The sequence below is a fragment of the Thermobifida fusca NBRC 14071 = JCM 3263 genome (assembly GCF_001592045.1).
GTDB classification, from domain to species: Bacteria; Actinomycetota; Actinomycetes; order Streptosporangiales; family Streptosporangiaceae; genus Thermobifida; species Thermobifida fusca.
Window position 1 is genome coordinate 25,355 of record NZ_BCWB01000047.1, and the last position, 18,993, is coordinate 44,347.

18 protein-coding genes are annotated in these 18,993 nt (G+C 66.5%); 10 read left to right on the top strand and 8 right to left on the bottom strand.

The features are described 5' to 3' along the window. The 5 genes from mftD to TF1_RS12575 all read left to right on the top strand — a co-directional run bounded on the left by mftD (position 1) and on the right by TF1_RS12575 (position 6,184). Complete coding sequence (gene mftD / locus TF1_RS12560; protein ID WP_061783913.1) at positions 1 to 1,209, top strand: pre-mycofactocin synthase MftD; 1,209 nt, start codon at positions 1 to 3, stop codon at positions 1,207 to 1,209. A 42-nt stretch (positions 1,210 to 1,251) separates the two neighbouring features. Continuing rightward, positions 1,252 to 1,452: a hypothetical protein gene (locus TF1_RS16170; protein ID WP_146088098.1), complete on the top strand. Its 201-nt coding sequence runs from the start codon at positions 1,252 to 1,254 to the stop codon at positions 1,450 to 1,452. 29 nt (positions 1,453 to 1,481) lie between these two features. Then, positions 1,482 to 3,620: an amylo-alpha-1,6-glucosidase gene (locus TF1_RS12565; protein ID WP_011293396.1), complete on the top strand. Its 2,139-nt coding sequence runs from the start codon at positions 1,482 to 1,484 to the stop codon at positions 3,618 to 3,620. A gap of 55 nt (positions 3,621 to 3,675) precedes the next feature. Further along, positions 3,676 to 4,758 carry a glycosyltransferase family 4 protein gene (locus tag TF1_RS12570; protein WP_011293395.1) on the top strand — a complete coding sequence of 361 codons (1,083 nt, stop codon included), beginning with the start codon at positions 3,676 to 3,678 and terminating at the stop codon, positions 4,756 to 4,758. A gap of 1,090 nt (positions 4,759 to 5,848) precedes the next feature. Then, on the top strand, positions 5,849 to 6,184 hold the full coding sequence (locus tag TF1_RS12575) for a histone-like nucleoid-structuring protein Lsr2 (protein ID WP_011293394.1): 336 nt from the start codon (positions 5,849 to 5,851) through the stop codon (positions 6,182 to 6,184). 102 nt (positions 6,185 to 6,286) lie between these two features. Here the strand turns inward: TF1_RS12575 and TF1_RS12580 are convergent, their stop codons facing one another. After that, on the bottom strand, positions 6,287 to 7,390 hold the full coding sequence (locus tag TF1_RS12580; protein ID WP_011293393.1) for a cytochrome P450 family protein: 1,104 nt from the start codon (positions 7,388 to 7,390) through the stop codon (positions 6,287 to 6,289). Then, a complete protein-coding gene (locus TF1_RS12585) occupies positions 7,354 to 8,712 on the bottom strand; it encodes a cytochrome P450 (protein ID WP_011293392.1) in 1,359 nt (452 codons plus the stop codon). The genes TF1_RS12580 and TF1_RS12585 overlap by 37 nt, the downstream gene beginning before the upstream one ends. A 931-nt stretch (positions 8,713 to 9,643) precedes the next feature. On the opposite strand from TF1_RS12585, the gene TF1_RS12590 reads away from it, so the two are divergent. Both TF1_RS12590 and TF1_RS12595 read left to right on the top strand, forming a co-directional pair. Beyond that, positions 9,644 to 9,862: a hypothetical protein gene (locus tag TF1_RS12590; RefSeq protein ID WP_146088097.1), complete on the top strand. Its 219-nt coding sequence runs from the start codon at positions 9,644 to 9,646 to the stop codon at positions 9,860 to 9,862. 139 nt (positions 9,863 to 10,001) lie between these two features. Continuing rightward, positions 10,002 to 10,478 (top strand): NUDIX domain-containing protein, encoded by a 477-nt coding sequence (locus tag TF1_RS12595; protein ID WP_011293390.1) that lies wholly within the window; start codon positions 10,002 to 10,004, stop codon positions 10,476 to 10,478. A 78-nt stretch (positions 10,479 to 10,556) separates the two neighbouring features. Here TF1_RS12595 and TF1_RS12600 read toward each other — a convergent pair whose 3' ends face one another. From TF1_RS12600 to TF1_RS12610, 3 genes are all read right to left on the bottom strand, one after another. Beyond that, positions 10,557 to 10,979: a YciI family protein gene (locus TF1_RS12600; RefSeq protein ID WP_011293389.1), complete on the bottom strand. Its 423-nt coding sequence runs from the start codon at positions 10,977 to 10,979 to the stop codon at positions 10,557 to 10,559. Between the two features lie 91 nt (positions 10,980 to 11,070). Continuing rightward, positions 11,071 to 12,156 (bottom strand): acetate/propionate family kinase, encoded by a 1,086-nt coding sequence (locus TF1_RS12605; protein ID WP_011293388.1) that lies wholly within the window; start codon positions 12,154 to 12,156, stop codon positions 11,071 to 11,073. Next, positions 12,156 to 14,534 carry a phosphoketolase family protein gene (locus TF1_RS12610; RefSeq protein WP_061783915.1) on the bottom strand — a complete coding sequence of 793 codons (2,379 nt, stop codon included), beginning with the start codon at positions 14,532 to 14,534 and terminating at the stop codon, positions 12,156 to 12,158. The genes TF1_RS12605 and TF1_RS12610 overlap by 1 nt, the downstream gene beginning before the upstream one ends. Positions 14,535 to 14,887: 353 nt before the next feature. Between TF1_RS12610 and TF1_RS12615 the strand changes: the two genes are divergently transcribed. The 3 genes from TF1_RS12615 (at position 14,888) to TF1_RS12625 (ending at position 17,012) form a co-directional block, all read left to right on the top strand. Continuing rightward, complete coding sequence (locus tag TF1_RS12615; RefSeq protein ID WP_011293386.1) at positions 14,888 to 15,493, top strand: hypothetical protein; 606 nt, start codon at positions 14,888 to 14,890, stop codon at positions 15,491 to 15,493. A gap of 274 nt (positions 15,494 to 15,767) precedes the next feature. Beyond that, positions 15,768 to 16,049 carry a GlsB/YeaQ/YmgE family stress response membrane protein gene (locus TF1_RS12620; RefSeq protein WP_011293385.1) on the top strand — a complete coding sequence of 94 codons (282 nt, stop codon included), beginning with the start codon at positions 15,768 to 15,770 and terminating at the stop codon, positions 16,047 to 16,049. Between the two features lie 462 nt (positions 16,050 to 16,511). Next, complete coding sequence (locus TF1_RS12625; protein WP_011293384.1) at positions 16,512 to 17,012, top strand: ATP-binding protein; 501 nt, start codon at positions 16,512 to 16,514, stop codon at positions 17,010 to 17,012. A 65-nt stretch (positions 17,013 to 17,077) separates the two neighbouring features. On the opposite strand, the gene TF1_RS12630 is transcribed toward TF1_RS12625, so the two are convergent. From TF1_RS12630 to TF1_RS16295, 3 genes are all read right to left on the bottom strand, one after another. Further along, positions 17,078 to 17,680 carry a hypothetical protein gene (locus tag TF1_RS12630; RefSeq protein ID WP_061783916.1) on the bottom strand — a complete coding sequence of 201 codons (603 nt, stop codon included), beginning with the start codon at positions 17,678 to 17,680 and terminating at the stop codon, positions 17,078 to 17,080. A gap of 10 nt (positions 17,681 to 17,690) precedes the next feature. Continuing rightward, positions 17,691 to 18,275: a TasA family protein gene (locus tag TF1_RS12635; RefSeq protein WP_061783917.1), complete on the bottom strand. Its 585-nt coding sequence runs from the start codon at positions 18,273 to 18,275 to the stop codon at positions 17,691 to 17,693. A gap of 81 nt (positions 18,276 to 18,356) precedes the next feature. Next, positions 18,357 to 18,971 carry a SipW-dependent-type signal peptide-containing protein gene (locus TF1_RS16295; RefSeq protein WP_227480946.1) on the bottom strand — a complete coding sequence of 205 codons (615 nt, stop codon included), beginning with the start codon at positions 18,969 to 18,971 and terminating at the stop codon, positions 18,357 to 18,359. Positions 18,972 to 18,993 lie beyond the last annotated feature (22 nt).

The following is an 18,993-nucleotide window of genomic DNA, read 5'->3' on the forward strand; positions in this document are numbered from 1 at the left end:
GTGCTGTTTACGAGTGCTCCACTGGAGTCTGTCGCCGAAGCACAGCGGCGCGCCAAAAAACGGCTGCCCACGGCGGTCTACGCGTCACTCATCGCCGGGACAGAGAAAGGCCTCACACTCCACGACAACATCCAAGCGTTCGACGAGATCGGGTTGATCCCGCGTATCGCCGCGGACCTGCCCCCTCAACGGGAGATGAGCACCACCATCATGGGGCAGGAGATCTCCTTCCCCGTCATCGTCTCCCCAGCGGGAGCCCAGGCCGTCGACCCCGGCGGGGAAGTGGCCGTGGCACGGGCCGCCGCAGCAGCGGGCACCGCGATCGGGCTCAGCTCGTTCGCGAGCATGCCGTTCGAAGACGTGGCTGCGGCCAACCCTAAAGCGTTCTTCCAGCTGTACTGGGTGGGAACCCGAGACGACATCGCGGAACGCGTGGAACACGCCCGCCAGGCCGGGGCGAAAGGACTCATCCTCACCCTGGACTGGTCGTTCGCCAGCCGCCGCGACTGGGGAAGCCCGACCATTCCGGAGCGGGTGACCCTCTCCACCCTGGTGGAGTTCCTTCCCATGGGGCTTTCCCGGCCGGGATGGGCGCTGCGGTTCCTGCTCGGCGGAATCCCCGACCTCAAAGCCCCCAACCTGCGGACCCGGGCCAAAGGCACCCCAACCTTCAAACAGGCGTACGTGGAATGGACGCAGACCCCGCTGCCCACCTGGGACGACGTGCGATGGCTGCGGGAGCTGTGGGGCGGCGAGTTCATGGTCAAAGGCGTCTTCTACCCCGACGACGCGCGGCGGGCCGTCGACTGCGGGGCCACAGCGATCTCCGTTTCCAACCACGGAGGCAACAACCTCGACGGTATCCCCGCCTCCCTGCGTGCGCTGCCTGCCGTAGTCGAAGCCGTGGGCGACCAGGTCGAAGTGCTGATGGACGGCGGGATCCGCCGCGGCAGCGACGTCGTCAAAGCCCTGGCCATGGGCGCGAAAGCCGTGCTTGTGGGCCGCGTATGGCTGTGGGGGCTTGCCGCCGGCGGAGAGGAAGGGGTCCGCCAGGTGCTGGAGATCCTGCGTTCCGGCATCGACGAGGCCCTCATCGGGCTGGGCCACAAGTCGATCCGCGAACTGAGCCCGAACGACCTGGTCATCCCGGAAGGGTTCACCATCCCCATGACGGATGGGAAAGTGCCGGCAGCCCGGAAAAAGAAGTAGTACCGCTCCGGCAGCAGCCCCACCGTCGCGACCGCACAGTCCGTGACTGCCCGCCGGTCTGCTCCCCTGCGGGAAACCGGCGGGCGACTGCGGGCGGAATCCGCGGTATGCCCGCCGCGGCCGCGCCGCGCGATCCCGCGTGACACCCCTAGGCCGAGCATGCTGCCGCGCGCCGACAACCGCGGCCGCGCTGCGGGGCGCTCGGTGGAAACCTTCGGCAATAGCCCCGACTACTACGGCTGAAACCGCACAAAAGGGGAAGAGGCGCACGCATGAAGGTCTGGAATATCAGCACTGGTACGAGCGGGGAAGGAAGCGGCGCGGTCACCATTGTCGAGGGGACCTCCTTCGCCATTTCGGCAGGCGACGGCAGCATGCTCCCCGACCACCCGCACGGAGTCTTCTACGACGACATCCGTATCGTGTCGAAATGGGAGTTCTCCGTCGACAACCAGGCGCTTGAGCCGCTCACCGTCATCGTCCACGACCAGCCCTACCAGGCCGTGTTCCTCGCCCGCGCCCGACGCGGCGGCAGAACCAGCAACACCATCTTCGTCGAACGGGAACGGCGGGTAGGCACCGGCATGCGCGAAGACATCACCCTGCGCAACATGGGCCGGGAACCCGCGGCCTGCACGGTAACCCTCGTCGTCGACGCGGACTTCGCCGACCTGTTCGAGGTGAAGAAAGGCGAACCCCAGAACGACGGCCACTACGTCTTCCGCAGCGAAGGCACCCGCATCATCGTGGAACGCTGGTGGCGCGGCATGCAGCGCGGCGTCATCATCCAGGCAGACGACGCCACCTCGGTCGCCCACGACCGGATCACCTTCCGCGCCGTCGTCCCCGAACGCGGCCAATGGTCGACCACCGTCCTGGTGCGTCCCGTCGTCGACGGGGAGGACCTGAGACCCCGCTTCCCGAAAGAGCAGCCGGTGGACGAGTCCGAGCCGGCCCGCCGGCTCCGGGAATGGCAGAGCAACACCCCGGTCGTCTCCACCGACAACGACGCGCTGCTCGCGGTCCTGCGTCGCAGCCAGCAGGATGTGGGCGCCCTCCGCATCTTCGACTCCCGGCACCCGCAGCGGTCCATCGTCGCCGCGGGAGCCCCCTGGTTCATGGCCCTGTTCGGACGGGACTCGCTGCTCACCGCCTACATGGCGCTGCCTCTCGACCCGTCACTCGCGCTCGGCACCCTGCAGACTCTTGCCGACCGGCAAGGAGTTGAAGAGAACATCCTGACCGAGGAAGAACCCGGCCGTATCCTGCACGAATCACGGTTGGGCAAGGAGAGCGGCCTCTGGCTGGGCGACGGCACCGTCTACTACGGCACCGCCGATGCGACCCCGCTGTTCGTCATCCTCCTCGGTGAACTGTCCCGGTGGGGCGCAGACCCAGCCGAGATCGAAAAACTGCTCCCCCACGCCGACCGCGCCCTGGAATGGATCGAACGCTACGGCGACCGCGACGGGGACGGGTTCGTGGAATACCGGCGGCGCACCGACCAGGGGCTGGTCAACCAGGGGTGGAAAGACTCGTGGGACGGTATCAACTTCGCTGACGGGCGGATCGCCGAAGCACCGATCGCCCTCTGCGAGGTGCAGGGCTACGTTTATGCTGCCTACCTCGCCCGCGCCTACCTGGCCCACCAGACAGGAGACGACCAACGTGCCCGGTACTGGACGGAACGGGCCGCCGACCTCAAAAAAGCGTTCAACGAACGGTTCTGGCAGCCGGAGCTCGGCTACTACGCCGTGGCGTTGGACCACGAGAAGAAACCGGTCGACGCGTGCACGTCGAACATGGGCCACTGCCTGTGGAGCGGCATCGTCGACGAGGACAAAGCGCCTTACGTGGCCGACCGGCTGCTCAGCCCGACCATGTTCTCCGGGTGGGGGATCCGCACCCTCGCCACCGATATGGGCGCCTACGACCCGGTGAGCTACCACAACGGGTCGGTATGGCCGCACGACAACGCGATCATCGCGTCCGGGCTCATGCGCTACGGCTTCACCGAGCACGCCCAGCGCGTCGCCACCGCCCTGTTCGAAGCAGCCGAACACTTCGGATACCGGCTCCCTGAACTGTTCTGCGGCTTCGACCGCACCGACTATCCCAAACCCGTGCCCTATCCCACTTCCTGCTCTCCGCAGGCTTGGGCGGCCGCAACACCGATCCACCTGCTGCGGACCCTGCTCCGCTTCGACCCGTGGGTGCCGCGCGGGGAACTGCGCCTCGCCCCCAGCCTGCCGCCGGGATACACCCGGCTGCGGATCGAACGCCTCCCCATTGCGGGAAGCCAATTGACCGTTGACGTCACCGGCGACGAGGTCTCAGTGGAGGGCCTGCCGGAAGGGCTGCGGCTCGTCTCAGAACCGCGTGAGCTGGACTCCCTGTCCTTGGTGGAGTGACTGGGAGGGATGCCGCCACGACCGGCTCGATATCCGTGTGGGAGTTGATCGGGTCATGGACCAAGCAACCACTCTCGAACGCCCCCGGCTGCGGCTCGCCCTGCTGGCACCGCCCTGGTACGAGATCCCGCCCGTCGCCTACGGAGGCGTCGAAGAGGTCATGGGGGAGCTCGCAGAGCAACTGGTCGCCCGTGGCCACGACGTGACCATTGTCGGAGTAGGGAGGAAAAGGACCCGGGCGAAGCTCCGGACGACCTACGACGAGCCGCAGGGCGAGCGGATCGGCGACCGCACCGTTGAGATCGCGCACGCCGCGGAAGCACAGCAGGTCATAGCGGAACTGCAACCGGACCTCGTGCACGACCACACGATGATCGGAGCGCTCACGGCAGCGGTCCGCCCGGCGCCCACTGTGGCGACCGTCCACTCGATCGTCACCCCGGACCTCGCCCGGTACTACCGGGCGGTGCGGGAGAGCGTGCAGCTTGTCGCGGTCTCCGATACCCAACGGCGGTTGGCGCCGGATCTGCCGTGGGCCGCGACCGTGCACAACGGGATCAACCCCTACCGGTTTCCGTTCCGCGCAGACAAAGAGGACTATGCGCTGGTGCTGGGCCGCAGCACCCCGGAGAAAGGGATCGATATCGCGATCCGCGCGGCCCGGGAGGCGGGGCGCCGACTGGTGATCGCGCTCAAACGCAGCCAGCCCGACGAGCGGGCCTACTTCGACGAAGTGATCCGCCCTCTGCTCGGGCCCACCACCGAATACGTGGGGGAGGTCTCCCAAGAGGAGAAGCTGACCCTGCTCGCTAGGGCCCGCTGCCTGCTCTTCCCGGTCCGCTGGGAAGAACCGTTCGGCATGGTGGCCGTAGAAGCAATGGCGTGCGGCACCCCGGTGGTTGGATTCAGCCGCGGAGGGATTCAGGAAACCGTGCGCGGCGGGGTCACCGGCGTGCTGGTTTCCCGGGAGGCCGAACTCGCCGCGGCAGTGGATCACGCCGCCCAGTTGGACCCCCACGCCTGCCGGGAGCACGTGCAGCGCAACTTCAGTGGGGAGACGATGGCGCGGAACTATGAACGGGCCTACTATTCCGTGCTTCACCTAAGAGCGGTGCCGCAGTTCTCCGGGGCCCGCTGACCGCACATTCCCCGGGGCCGTTGGGAAAGGTGTTTCTTGATCGGGATCCCCGGCAATGGCGCGGCCGCGCGCCCTCCGGTATCGAGAGGGCGTTTTTCTTGCAGCTAGTGCAAGGTCTACCAGGGAAAACGCTGTCTCTTTGCCACGGCGGGCCAGAAGAACAGCAGCACTATCGGCATCGGAGGAAACCCGCGGATGTCCCCGGAGGGTTTCGAGATACCTGCGCAGAAACCCGGCGGGCACCCGAAGGCTTGCGTGACATCAGCACAGGTCAAAGGGAGAGAGGGCGGGAGGAACACTTCTTCGGAGCGTGGTGGCCTGCTTTTCTCCTCCTATCTGAGCGGCGCGGGCGGGAACGGTTGGCGATGGGTTTCCTGTTCTCTTCACGCGGCACCACGGGCGCGTTTCGGTCGAGGCCGGCAGAGCCAGCCACCCCGCAGCGGGGCGTCGCGGCCGGTCGCTTCCGCGTGGCTCTGGGCGCAGCCTGCCGCAGAAGAGCTAAAAGCGGTGTCCGGCATAGCGGTGATCAGGCCGTTGGAGATATGAAGGACTGCGCATTCCTTCTCGGCACGCAGTGCTGTCCCGGGAGGGCCGCCCTGGGAAGCGGGCGACGGCGGCAGGGAAGAGGGGACCCGGGCAGAAAGAAGTGGCAGGAAGGAGCTGTTTTTCCGTAAGGAGTCCGGCTGAAAGGATGTATTATTGACAGCCGTTGTCTTCTGAGTGTCAGGGTGAGACCGCACAGTGGTCGGCGACGTCCCCAGCAGGAACGAGTGCTAGCCGACAAGCCCCGTTATTCGCATTTGTGGACAACTCGGAAAACTGGCCGTTCCGCCGCGATTAGCGGTGGCAGCTCTGCGGTGAACGGATGCCTCAGTGTGTTTTCTTGCCTCGCTTCATTAGGTAAAATGAAGCTGGTTTTCTAAACGGAGGCCAAAGCGGCTCCTGATTCTATCGAAATCTTATAGAAAAGATAAAGATCGTAATACGAGGTGCCGCTTCTTCAGGAAAGACCTGACATTCTGTTGGAGTTATCCAGATAGCTTGTCTGGTTACCCGAAGTCTCTCTTACCCATGGATGGAGACCGTCCCTATGGCACAGAAGGTTCAGGTGCTTCTCATTGACGACCTCGATGGTGGCGAGGCCGAGGAGACGGTCTCGTTCGGACTCGACGGCTCCACCTACGAGATCGATCTCAGCAGCGACAACGCGGCAAAGCTCCGCGCGGCCCTCGCCCCGTACGTCGAAGTGGCCCGCCGGGCACCCGCGAAGCGCCCCGCCGCCCGGGGAAAGCAGCGCACCACCTCGGCCAAGGACCGCAGCGCCGAAATCCGGGCGTGGGCCAAGGCTGCGGGAAAGCAGATCAGCGACCGAGGCCGCATTCCTCAGGCGATCGTAGACGAATACTTCGCGACACAGCAGGGCTGATCCGCACCGCACCCGCGGATAGGACACGGTGAGGGCCGGGAGGCAGCGGCGGACGAACCGCTGCAGAAAGCTTCCCGGCCCTCGTGCTGTGCGCAGTGCAGATCAGGGTTTCGGGCGCAAGAGCACCGGTCGGCTCAGCGGATGGTTCATGAACACGGTCGGCGTCGGCGGGGCCTCACCGACCAGGGTGATGTCGGGGAAGCGCTCAAACAACGCGGGGAGCGCGATCAAGAGCTCCAAGCGGGCAAGCGCCGCCCCGAGACAGAGGTGGGCGCCGTGGCCGAACGCCAAATGGCGGGGCCTGGGGCGGGTGATGTCGAAACGGTCGGGGTCGTCATAGGCCTGCGGGTCCCGGTTGGCCGGGCCGAAGCCGATGAGCACGGCGTCCCCAGCCGGGATCGTGATGCCGTCGATCTCCACGTCCCGCGTGGTGTACAGGAACGGCAGCATGACCACCGCTGATTCGAAGCGCAGGCACTCCTCGATGGCGTTCTCCCACGACGCCTGACCGGTGCGGAGCAGGTGCAGCTGGTCGGGGTGGGTGAGCAGGAGCTGCACCGAGTTGCTGATCATGCCCATGGTGGTTTCGAACCCGCCGATGATGAGCAGCAGCGTGTTGTGGATCAGCTCGGTTTCACTCAGCCGGTCGCCGTCCTCCGCACGCGCCTCGATCATCGCGCTGATCAGGCCGTCGTCCAAGTTCTTCCGTTTAGCCTCGATCAGCGAGGCGACGAAGGTGAACGCGTCGGCGTTGGCCTCAGGGTCCGTGCCGGAGAGGGTGCGCGTCACCAGCGTCTGCAACGTGAGGTGGTCTTCCTCGTTGAGGCCGAGCAGTTCGCTGATGACACGGATCGGCAGCGGGAAAGAATAGGCGGCTTTGAGGTCGACCACCCCGTCGCTCTCGGCCATCCGGTCGAGGAGCTCGTTCGTGATCTCCTCGATGCGCGGACGGAGGGCTTCGACGCGACGGCGGGTGAAAGCGGCTTGGACCAGGCCGCGCATGCGTTTGTGGTCCGCTCCGGAGCGGGCCAGCATGGATTCCACGCGCAGCATGTTGGCGACCGGATGGGTGGGGTCGACCTCGCCCGCCATCAGGGCGCGCCAGTTCCGCCAGCCGCGGACGAAGACCGATTCGTCAGCGAGGGCGTTGCGGAGCGGGGCGTCGTGGGTCAGAGCCCAGACTTCCAGGTTCCCGGGAAAAGCCACGCGTACCACCGGGCCTTTGTCGAGGAGTTCGCGTCGCTGCGCGGGGATGTCGACTCCTTTGGCCGGATCGAGGTAGACGGTGTGGGGTCGGCGGGACTGTCCCATTCAGTTCCTCCTGGGTTGCTGACGGGGGTAGGGGTGAAGCGGACAGGCAGCGACTCCAGGCCACGGACGGCTAGTGAAGGGCGCCAGCGCAACTGCTCGGGCGGAACAGCCAAGGCCACGTCAGGGAGCCGGCGGAGCAGCCGTTCCACGGCGGTTTCGGCAATCGCCAGAGCCATGTCTTGACCGCGGAGGGGACAACTGTGCGGGCCCACCCCCCAGGTCAGGTGGGCGCGGTTCGTGGACATCGTGTCCGCGTCGCTGTGCTGCGCCAGGTCGAGGCTGGCCGCGGCGAAGCCCAGCACGAGGCACTCTCCCGCCCGGATGGGAACCCCGGCCAGTTCCACGTCCCGGACGGGGTAGCGGCCGACGAGGGTTTGCAGCGGCGGGGTGGTCCACAGCGCCGTGTTGACGGCCTCGGAGATCAGCCCTGGCGAGGTGGTGAGTGCGGCGCGGCTCTCCGGGGTGGTGAGCAGCATCCGGATGGTGTTGCCGGTGAGGTGGGTGACCGGGTCGTCGGCTGCGGCGATGATCAGCAGCAGATTGTCGCGGACCTCGACGTCGCTGAGTCCTTGGGCGACGAGGACTGAAGCCAGGTCTTTGCCGGGGGTGCGGCGCCGCTTCCGGGCCAGCTCGGTGAGCATCTCCGCGATGCGCATGAGGGCGGGAAAAGCGTTGGGGCCCTCGTCCCACATGGCCTGCATCTCGAGGCAGATGCGCATGGTTTCGGCCGGTCCCAGGCCGAAGAGACGGGCGAGCACGGTGACGGTGAGCTGCCGGGTGTACTGGGTGACCAGGTCAGCTTTGCCGTGGAGGCAGAAGGCGTCGATGAGCTGGTCTGCTGCCGCGGTGATGTGCCCGGTGACCTGGCGCAGGCTCAGCGAGTCCAGAGCAGCGGTGAGCGCGGCGCGGTAGCGCTTGTGGTCGGCTCCGTCGGAGTACAGGGCGGACTGGTATTTGCCGTAGAGGACGCGGAGCGGGGAGCGTGGGCCGATCCGGCCGTTGGCCATGTCCGCCCAGCGGTCGGGGTCGCGCGCGTAGGTTTCGGCGTCGCGCATCACTTCCCGATTGAGTCGCCACGACAGCAGGAGCCAGCCGTTGATGCCCGGCTCGAGCTCGACCGGCGCGATCTCCCCGTATTCGGCGAGCAATGCGGGCCACAGGGCGGTGGGGTCGGCAGCCTGGTAGAGGCGGATGGGTGGGGAGGGAGAGCGGGTCATAGCACTATTTCTCGGCGCGGATAGAAGGGGTGATGGGGAAAGTCGGTGTGCTCGTGGATACCGCGGGACGTTGTTGCGCGGTAGGCAGGGATACGGAAGCCGATTGGTGCGAGATGGTCTCTTTGTGAAGAACTCCTTACTGCGCTCCGGTCATTCGAATAATGGATCATAAGCCATGGAATGGTGAAAAGTGGGGAAATCAGAAGTTTTTCGCTGGAGTTTTCTCGTGATGCTCGATAGGGGTCGTTTCCGTGATTGTCTTTGTTGCACGATACGGGGAGAAAATGTGGTTGAAGAGTGCTGTTTGTCTGCTTTGCCCCTAAGTGCGAATTGATGCGTCCGAAAAATAGATAACGGAGTGTCCGGTGCCGTGGAAGGGGTGCCGCGGACGCGGTTCCCTCATGTTTGTGCAGGTCAACGCCGAATGAGTAGCGATCCCCGAGGTCGGGCAGCAGATCGCCGTCCGGCGAGAGTGGACGAAAGAAAAGGACCGTAGAGCGGTGTACAGGGCTATTCCCGCCGCTTATCCCACGGGAATGTCGCGGCGGAGCTCTTGCCGCCCGCTCCGTCAGCTTTCCGGTGCCTCCCGCCTCTCCGTTTTCTGCGTCAATGCCGACCAGCGGGAAAGCGTCCGCTGCCGAACCGCGATCCCCGAGGCAGTCGACCAGTCCGTCCGTACTCCCTATTCCCCGACGTGATGCGGACCGCGGAAACCCCTTCGAGAACACGGCCCTTTTTCCGACCCGTGGCGGGCCGCGAACAACGCAGAGCCCTGCACCACGACAGAAAGGTCTGTGAACCGGTTCCCCGGGCAGAAACTCCCTTGAAACACCGCGATACCACCGCCAGGATGCTGCTCGGCCGAACAGTCGCGCAGAGCTCCACCGCCACACACCTCCCGGCGGCACAGCACCCCCAGGAGAAAGGCCTGATGAAACACCAGAAGCACGCAGTGTGCCCCGAATGCGGGCAGGGACAGATCGCACGGGTGGTGTACGGGAGAGTGCCCGCCACCGACGAGATCAAGCAGGCCGTCGACGCCGGCGAGATCATCCTGGGCGGCTGCTTCAAGAGAGCGACAGAATGGCAGTGCACCGCCTGCGGAGCGGAATTCTTCGAACACCCGGCTAGCCTCGCCGACCGAACCTGAACCGTTCTGCCCGGGAGACCATCCCCGGCAGATATCGACAGGCGATACCAGGGCGCAACGATCACCCCGCCGTACGGGGACCAGCCCCGGGGAATCGTCAGCGCCCGGACCCTGCCGCCACCCTGAACAGGGAGACCCTATGGCCCGCCGCATCGACTACCTCAACGATCCGAATGCGCCGAAAGCCAACAGCATCGTGCCGTCCGTCAACATCGCTGTCCGGGACGACACGGGACGGCTGCTGCTGATCTGCCGCAGCGACAACGGCAACTGGGCGCTTCCCGGCGGAGCCGTAGACGTAGGGGAACGCCTCACCGAAGCCGGGGTCCGCGAAACCCTGGAAGAAACCGGGATCCGCTGCGCAATCACCGGGCTGGTCGGGATCTACACCGACCCGGGCCACGTCATCCACTACACCAGCAACAATGAGGTCCGCCAAGAGTTCTCTATCGTGCTGGCCGCCCGGGCTGTTGCGGGCGCCCCCACCCCCAGCAGCGAATCCACCCACGTGCGCTGGGTGGCACCGGACCAGATCGACCACTACCGGATCCACCCATCCATGCGGCTGCGGATCACCCACGCCCTCGAAGACCGCACCACCCCCTACCTCGGGTGAGGAGGCGGGCCAGCCCACCGCTGATCCTGCGGCCCTGAACCGGCCCGCCAAGCCCTGTCCCAGGGCGTCAGCCAGCGGTCACCCCGTGCCGAGCCGCTGACGCCACTCCGCCTCCTTCTGGAGGTACTCGTTGTCGGCGTAGTCAGCGAAGTCCTCCACTTCCTGCACGCGCCGCACCTCCAGCTCGGTGCCGGGGCCGAGCGGGGCACGACGCGCCCATTCAATGGCCTCCTCCCGGCTCGACGTCTGGATGATCCAGAAACCGTTGAACAGCTTCTCGGTGTCGCCGTACGGGCCGTCAGTGACCTGAGGGCTGTCGGTGCTGAAGTCCACCACAGCGCCTTCCTCCGGTTCGGCAAGCCCTTCACCAGCGACCAGCACACCGGCGTCGATCATCGACTCGTTGTACGCGCCCATCTCGTTGAGGATCTCTTCGAAGTCCCGGTTCGCGGCTTCCGCCATCGCCTGGTCAGTGGCGCGCATGATGAGCATGTGCTTCACGGTTCTCCCCCTGTCGGATTCGGGATCACTGTTGTTAACACCGCTACCCGACAGCGGGCGAATCACGGATGACAGCGGCGAAATTTTCCCGTCACGCCACAACGTTCCGGGTCTCCGCGGCGATCTGAAGATCCTCTCGCGCCGCAACCACGAAGACCCGGACGCGGGAACCGTCCCCGGTTACCTCGGCGTCCGGTTCCGCGCCCCGATCGGCGTCCTCATCCACGCGCACGCCGAGAAAACCGAGCCCAGCCGCCGCCCCGGAGCGCACCAGCGGCTGGTTCTCGCCCACACCCCCGGTGAACACCAGCGTGTCGAGGCCCCCCAACGCCGCGGCCATCGCCGCGATCTTGCTGCGCAGCCGGTACACGTAGACGTCGAGCGCCAAGCGCGCCGCGGCGTCACCCGCCTCAGCCTGCGCCACCACCGTCCGGATGTCGGCGGCTCCCCCCAGCCCGGCCAGCCCGCTGTAATAGGTGAGCCCGCGGTCCACCTCAGCAAAACTGAGCCGCCCGTCCCGCAGCAGCCACAGCACCAGGCCCGGGTCGACGTCCCCGGGACGGGTGGCCATCACCAGGCCCTCCAACGGGGTGAACCCCATAGTGGTGTCCACGCACTGCCCGTGGCGCACCGCGGCCAAGGACGCACCAGCGCCCAGATGGGCGGTCACCACCCGGCCCGGGTCGCCCCCCACCAGTTCGGCGGCCCGCCGGGACGCATACGCGTGCGACAAGCCGTGGAACCCGTAGCGGCGCAACTGGAACCGGTCCCGCCACGAGGCAGGCAGCGCATAAGTGGCCGCCACCTCCGGCACGGTGGTGTGGAACGTAGTGTCGAAGCACGCCACCTGCGGCACGCCAGGGAGCAGCGTGCGGAGCAGGTCGATCGCGGCCAGCGCCTGCGGCTGGTGCAGCGGAGCCAGTTCCACCAGCGCCTGGAGCTGCTGCAGCACAGTGTCGTCGACCCGCACCGCCGACCGGTAGACCGTCCCGCCGTGCACCACCCGGTGCCCCACCGCGTCGAAAGCACCGAGCTGCTCCAACGCCCCGGTCATCGCGTCCACCGGGATCGTGCCGTCGACGACAGGGAAGTCGCACCGGCCCAGCAGCGCGTCGTCCGAGCCTAGGAGCCGGAGTTTGACGCTCGTGGACCCGGTGTTGACGATGAGGACCCGCATCAGGGCTCCCACACCCAGTTGCGGATGTCCGGGGCGTCCTCCCCGTACTGGCGGGTGTAGGCGCGGCAGCGCAGCCGCTCGTCCTGCATGTGCTGGCGGAGCCCGGCTGCGCGCACCCCCAGCCCGGGCACCCGGTCGATCACGTCCATCACCAGGTGGAAGCGGTCCAAGTCATTGAGCATCACCATGTCGAACGGGGTGGTCGTCGTGCCTTCCTCCTTGTAGCCGCGCACATGCAGGTTGGGATGCCCGGCGCGGCGGTAGGTCAGCCGGTGGATCAGCCACGGGTAGCCGTGGAACGCGAAGATCACCGGCTTGTCCCGGGTGAACAAGGTGTCGTATTCGCGGTCGGTCATAGCGTGCGGATGCTCGCCTTCGTTGCTGAGCCGCATCAGGTCCACCACGTTGACCACACGCACCCGCAGCTCAGGCAGGTGGCGGCGGAGCAGGTCCGCTGCGGCCAGCGTCTCCAGGGTGGGCACGTCCCCCGCACAGGCCAGCACCACGTCAGGCTCTGCACCCTCGTCCGAGCTCGCCCACTCCCAGATCCCCGCGCCCCGCGTACAGTGCGCGATCGCCGCTTCCATCGGCAGGTAGGTGAGCTGCGGCTGCTTGCCGGCGATGACCACATTGATGAAGTTCCGCGACCGCAGACAGTGGTCCATGGTGCACAGGAGCGTGTTGCAGTCCGGCGGGAGATAGACCCGGATGATCTCGGGTTTCTTGTTGACGACGTGGTCGATGAAGCCGGGGTCCTGGTGGCTGAACCCGTTGTGGTCCTGGCGCCACACGTGCGAGCTGAGCAGGTAATTCAGCGAAGAGATGGGACGCCGCCACGGCAGCTCGCGGCTCACCTTCAACCATTTGGCGTGCTGGTTGACCATCGAGTCCACGATGTGGATGAACGCCTCATAGGAGTTGAACAGGCCGTGCCGCCCGGTCAGCAGGTAGCCCTCCAGCCAGCCTTGGCAGAGCTGCTCGTTGAGGACCTCCATCACCCGCCCATCGGGGGAGAGCTGCTGGTCGACAGGGAGGCGTTCCGTGGTCCACGCCCGGTCAGTGGACTCGAAGACCGCGCCGAGCCGGTTGGACTGGGTCTCATCAGGGCCCATGATCCGGAAGTTGTGCGGGTTCGCGGCGACCACATCGCGGAGGAACCCGCCCAGTACCCGGGTGGCTTCCACCATGTCCACACCGGGGCGTTCTACCTCGACGGCGTAGTCCCGGAAGTCCGGCAGGAGGAGGTCACGCAGCAGCAGGCCCCCGTTGGCGTGCGGGCTGCTGCTGATCCGGCGGTCCGGCGGGGGCACCACCGCCGTGGTCTCCGGGCGGGGTGCGCCGTGCTCGTCGAACAGCTCCTCCGGACGGTAGCTGCGCAGCCACTCCTCCAACAGGCGCAAGTGCTCCGGGTTCTCCCGCGTGGCAGCAAGCGGCACCTGGTGGGAACGCCACGTGTCTTCCACGGGTTTTCCGTCCACGGCGCGGGGACCAGTCCAGCCTTTAGGGGTGCGCAGGATGATCATGGGCCAGCGCACGTTCGCGATGTCCCCGTCCTCCTGCCGGGCACGGAACCGGATCGTGTCGATGCGTTCCAGGCAGCTCGCGAGAGTCCCGGCCATCAACTGGTGGACCGTGTCCGGGTCGTCGCCCGCAACCACATGCGGTTCGTAGCCGTGCCCGCGCATCTGGGCCAGCAGGTCTTCCTCGGGGATGCGGGCCAGCACGGTCGGCCCGGCGATCTTGTAGCCGTTGAGGTGCAGGATCGGCAGGACTGCGCCGTCGCGCGCCGGGTTGAGGAAACGGATCGACTGCCAGCTTCCGGACAGGGCGCCGGTTTCGGCTTCACCGTCCCCGACGACCGCGGCGACAACCAGGTCGGGGTTGTCGAAGGCTGCACCGAAAGCGTGGGCGAGCGCGTAGCCGAGCTCGCCGCCTTCGTGGATGGAGCCGGGGGTCTCCGGGGCAGCGTGGCTGGGCACTCCGCCGGGGAAGGAGAACTGGCGGAACAGCCGGCGCATGCCTTCCGCGTTTCGGCCGACGTCCGGATAGATCTGCGAATAGACGCCGTCCAACCATGCTGTGGCGACGGGGGAAGGCCCGCCGTGCCCCGGGCCGACGATCCACATCATCTCCGTGCCGCGGCTGCGGATCTGGTGGTTGAGGTGGGCGTAGATGAAGTTGAGGCCGGGCGTGGTGCCCCAGTGGCCGAGCAGCCGCGGTTTGATGTGCTCGGGGACGAGCGGTTCGCGGAGCAGCGGATTGTCCTGGAGATAGATCTGGCCGACAGACAGATAGTTGGCGGCCCGCCAGTAGCGGTCGATCTCCTGGAGTTCGGTGACGGTGAGAGCCTGGCGGGGAACTGATTCGGTCGATGTCATGCCGCTTCCCTCGGGTCGGTGGACATCATCCACGTCCCCTACCGCCCCCACCGGCGTTCTATGCGGGATGCAACGTCCTTTGCGGAGGACTGCACGTTTCTCTTCGTGGAGTAGGCCGGGCAGCGGACGCCACCGGCAGGCACGGCCAAGGCACCGCCGAACCGTCTGCCTCAGGCTCGGTCCGTATCCCCGGTGAGGGGTTCACCCGGGGTGTCCCACCGCGCAGACGACGCTGACCGGGCAGGACAGTGGCCCTTCCCCCGCAAAGCAGCTATGCATGATTCTTGACAAGTGACCATCCAGTAGCGAATGCTCACCAAACATCTGTTTCCTCCCCTCCACGGAGCGTAGTCGTGAACGAATTCCTGCTTGTCCTCGCGGGTGGCGCCGTCAGCCTGGTGACGAGCGCCACCGTCACCTGGCTGCAAGGGCGCTACGCGCGCAAAGCTGAAACCCGCGCGGCCTCGCACACCGCCACCCGGCAGTTGACCAGACTGCTCATCGCGCAACGCGACGCCGCGGAAGAGGCTCCGTCCACCGCCGCCCTGGCCGAGGCGGAACTGCTCGCCGCGACCATCACGGCCCGCCGCCCCCGCGAAGCCGTCCAGGAAGTGATCCGGCTGCTCCGCGAATGCACCATGCCGGAGCTGGAACAGCTCAGCGGAGTCCCCGCCCAGCAGGCCCGGCAGCTGCTGTGCGACTACGGGCTGGCTGTGCTAGGCGCACACCTCCGCGGCGACCGGCTGCCGCAACCGCCCGAGACCGTGCGCAACATCCGCCGTGTCGAGGAGGAAGCGTTGAAGATCCGCGCCGGCGGTGTCTCCGAGGCTTCCGCCGAGAGTGCGGAGTCCGGAGCCGACGAACCCCCGGCAGAAACCGCCCCCAAGATCACTTCGCGTAAGGTGCGCACCAAACCGCGCACGACCCGGCGGGCAGCCGAGGCCGACCCCCTGGACTGACCCGGCTCCGCCGCAAGCCGTACAGAACGCCGCGGTGAAGGGGCACGGCCTCGGCCGCCGACAAGGCTCCGCCTCGACGTGGCGGGCGGCAGAGCAGCACCCCCGAACCGCACGATTTTTCCCGTTCCCTCGGCTACGGCGGCCAGGATAAGGGCACGTCACAGCGCTATCCGGCGCGGCATGGCCCCATCCCGCCTCCTTCGTCGACCTCCTCGTGCATCTTTCTGCCCGTGCCGGGCAGTCAGGGGGTATCCGGAAAATCCAGGAGGTCAGTATGGAAATCGGCGGCGGTTTCTTCGGCACGATCATCAGTGCCTTAGTGGTCGGTTTAATCATCGGGGCACTGGGACGCCTCATCGTCCCCGGCAAACAGGACATGCCGATCTGGTTGACGATCGTGATCGGCATCATCGCCGCACTGCTCGGCACCGCAATCATGGCGAGCTTCACCACGTCCTTCTGGCTCACCCTGATCGTGCAGGTGGTGCTGGCAGCGATCGGCGTCTACCTCATCTCCGCGATACGCGGCGGACGCCGCGGGCACAGTCCCGCCTGACAACCGGACCCTGCCCCCGACCGTTCCACGAGCCCGCACATCCGGTTGCGGGCTCCGCTGCTGTGGGAAGACCCCGCTGCTGCTCGCACCGGACACCACACCTGGAGCTAGCGGGGCCGTGGCCTCCCACAGCGCCCAGTCCTGGCAGCGTCCGCCGCAGCCGCGGCGCATGCGGGGGCATCCCCAGGCCGGGCAGGCGCCCATTGCCGCAAGGAGGCAGCCGTGCTGCCCCGCGACGCCCCATCAGGAACCGCAGCGCGGGCACCCCTGTCCCACGCAAGCACCAGCCCCGCGGATCCGCTGCCACCCGGCAGGCCTGTGTTGCTCTTTTGGGGCATGGGTGAGCCCACAGTAGACAAAAGACAAAAAGTAGGACGGGAATGCCGTTTCTGAGCGTCGTGAACTGATTACGGGGTAGCCGCACCCCATGATCCGGTGCGACGCCCAGGAATGGTGATGCCCATGAGCGATGACGCCCGAGGCCTAATCCAGGCGACGCGGACCTTTCCGGGAACGGCCGAGAACTGCGGCCGGGCGCGTTCTTGGGTCCGCTCTCTGCTCCTTGCATATCCGAGCATCCGCGACTCGGTGGAACTGGTGGTCAGCGAGCTCTTCACCAACGCGATCAGACACACGGCGTCCGGGGAGCCAGGCGGAGCGGTCCGGGTCACGGTACGGACCGAAGGCGACCCACCCGTCCTGCTGCGGTTGGAAATCACCGACGAAGGCCGACGCGAACCCATGCCCGCACAGGTAGCACGCGCCATGCTGCCGCCGGAGGACGCACAGAGCGGACGGGGCTTGTTCATCGCTTCAGCGCTCTCCTACGCGTGGGGGCGTCTTCCAGCCAGCAACGGGGAAGTCCACCCGGCCGCCCCCACCTTCCACCACCGACACGGGTCCATGATCACCTGGGCGGAATTCGCGCTCCGCCCGGAACTGCAAATGGCTGCCAGCCCGTGACCGGTGCTCTGCCGCTCCGCCCGCCGCTCCAGCACTGGGGGACCTGCCCGCCCAGGGTCCCCCAGTCACAAAGCCTGGGACACCGTGGCCGCCAGACGGAACGAAGTGGTCGCTCCCGCATAGGAAGCTGCGTCGTCCTCACCCACGAACCGCAGCTTGACGTGGAAGGCACGCATCTCGCCGACCGGAAGGCTCCCCAGCTCCGAAGCGACAACCCGACCAGAAGGAGCGGCATCCCCTGCCACACGCTCCCAGGTCAACGCCGGATCATGCCAGTTCTGCGCAGGGTTGGTGCTGACCGCTATCTCCAATGCCTGGCTCAACTCCGCGGAACCGGCAGGGCTGTCGTCGACAACCTCCACCGTCTCCAGGGCGCTGATCACCCCGTCCAAGGTCCCCGTGTTTCGCAGCGACACCGTCAACGCGCCGTCCGGCGGCCACATCCGGTCCGGGCCCACCTCCGACAAGTCCACCCGGATCGGATTCTGACCGGTCCGCGACGTCGTCAACTCCACGTCGAGCCGGCCCGCGGCGACTGCGAGGGGTCCCGTAGCAGTCCGCGCAGTGAACGCGGCATGGGTGGTCATCAGGACTCCCCACACCGCCGCCGTCGTGGCCGCGGCAGCAGCGGCCACCAGCACCGGCTTGCGCAGCCTCATCTTCTTCATCCAGCCCTCGCTACGCCTGACCGAGACTGACATCGAACATGAACTCGGTCTCAGCACCCTGGAAGAGATTGTCGTACTCGGAAGCACGGTTAGGCCAGCGGAGTTGGAAATGGAGCGCACAGGACTCGCCGGGCTGGATCGGGGCGGGACGCCGGGGCAGGAGGTCGAGGATAGGTCCGGGAACTAAATCCACCCAGCCGCTGCCCTGGGACCAGTCCGGACCGTGACGCCCCCCAGCAAAGCTGTACCGGATCTCCAGGGCTTCGCTGAGATCCGGCTGACGGCTAGAAGTGATGACGACGTCGATGGAGTCGATGAGCGCGGAAAGCGAACCGGTGTTGGTGATGACCAGGGTGTAGGACTCGGAGTCGGAAGCCGGCCACTGCCCTCCCGGAGCGGCGCCGCGAAGACCGACAAAACCGCTGGCCCCGCTCGGATCACGTTCGTCTACTTCCACCGAGAGGTTTCCAGCGGTGATCTGCCCGGGCTTGGAGACTGCGCTCGCAGAGAAGTAGGCGTACGTACCGCCGAGAGTCAACAGCAATGCGGCACAGGCCGTGGCCACTCCCAGGACCAGTGCTGTCTTTTTCCTCATGCTCGCGTCTCAATCTCCCCGGCTGCCCACGGCCATGGACCAATCCCGCACCGACACAGCGCCGGTGCGGGGATGGCACGCCTAGTTCCCCTGGTTGACCTGGTCCAGGTTCACCCGGAACTTGAAGGAGGTCGTCGCGTTCATGTACGGGTTGTCTTCTTCTGGGCTGCCGTTGGGCCACTCGATCTGGAAGTAGATGTAGACGGACTGGCCCGCCGGAACAAGCTTGATTCCGGGAAGATTGTCCAGCTTGCCGTTGTCCAGCGGTTCGAACCCGGGGTTGCCGAACGAGCCCGGCTCAAAACCGAACTGCTTGACTACGGCGCGGATCTGCAGCCGGTCGGCCAGGTTGGGGGTGCTTCCGGTCAGGTCCACGATTTCCAGGGAGTTGATCTCCCCGTCGATGCTTCCCGTGTTGGTGACCCGCATCCTGTACCAGCGGTGCCCTGCGTGCGGGAAAGCCAGGTCTTCGACGTAGACGTGCCCGGGGGCGGCGTTGGCGATCTTTACCGGCTTGTTCGACACTCCCTGGCCGGACTGGTCGATACGGACCTCCAGGTCGCCTGCCTGGATTGCCTGCTCGGTGGTCTGCGCGCTGTCCGTGAAATAGGCGTAGGTGCCTCCGGTGATCGCCACTGCGGCGCCGATCACCGCAGCGGCACCTAAACCTGCGACAAGCCTTTTTCTTTTGTTCATTCTGGTGGCCACAAAGGCCCTT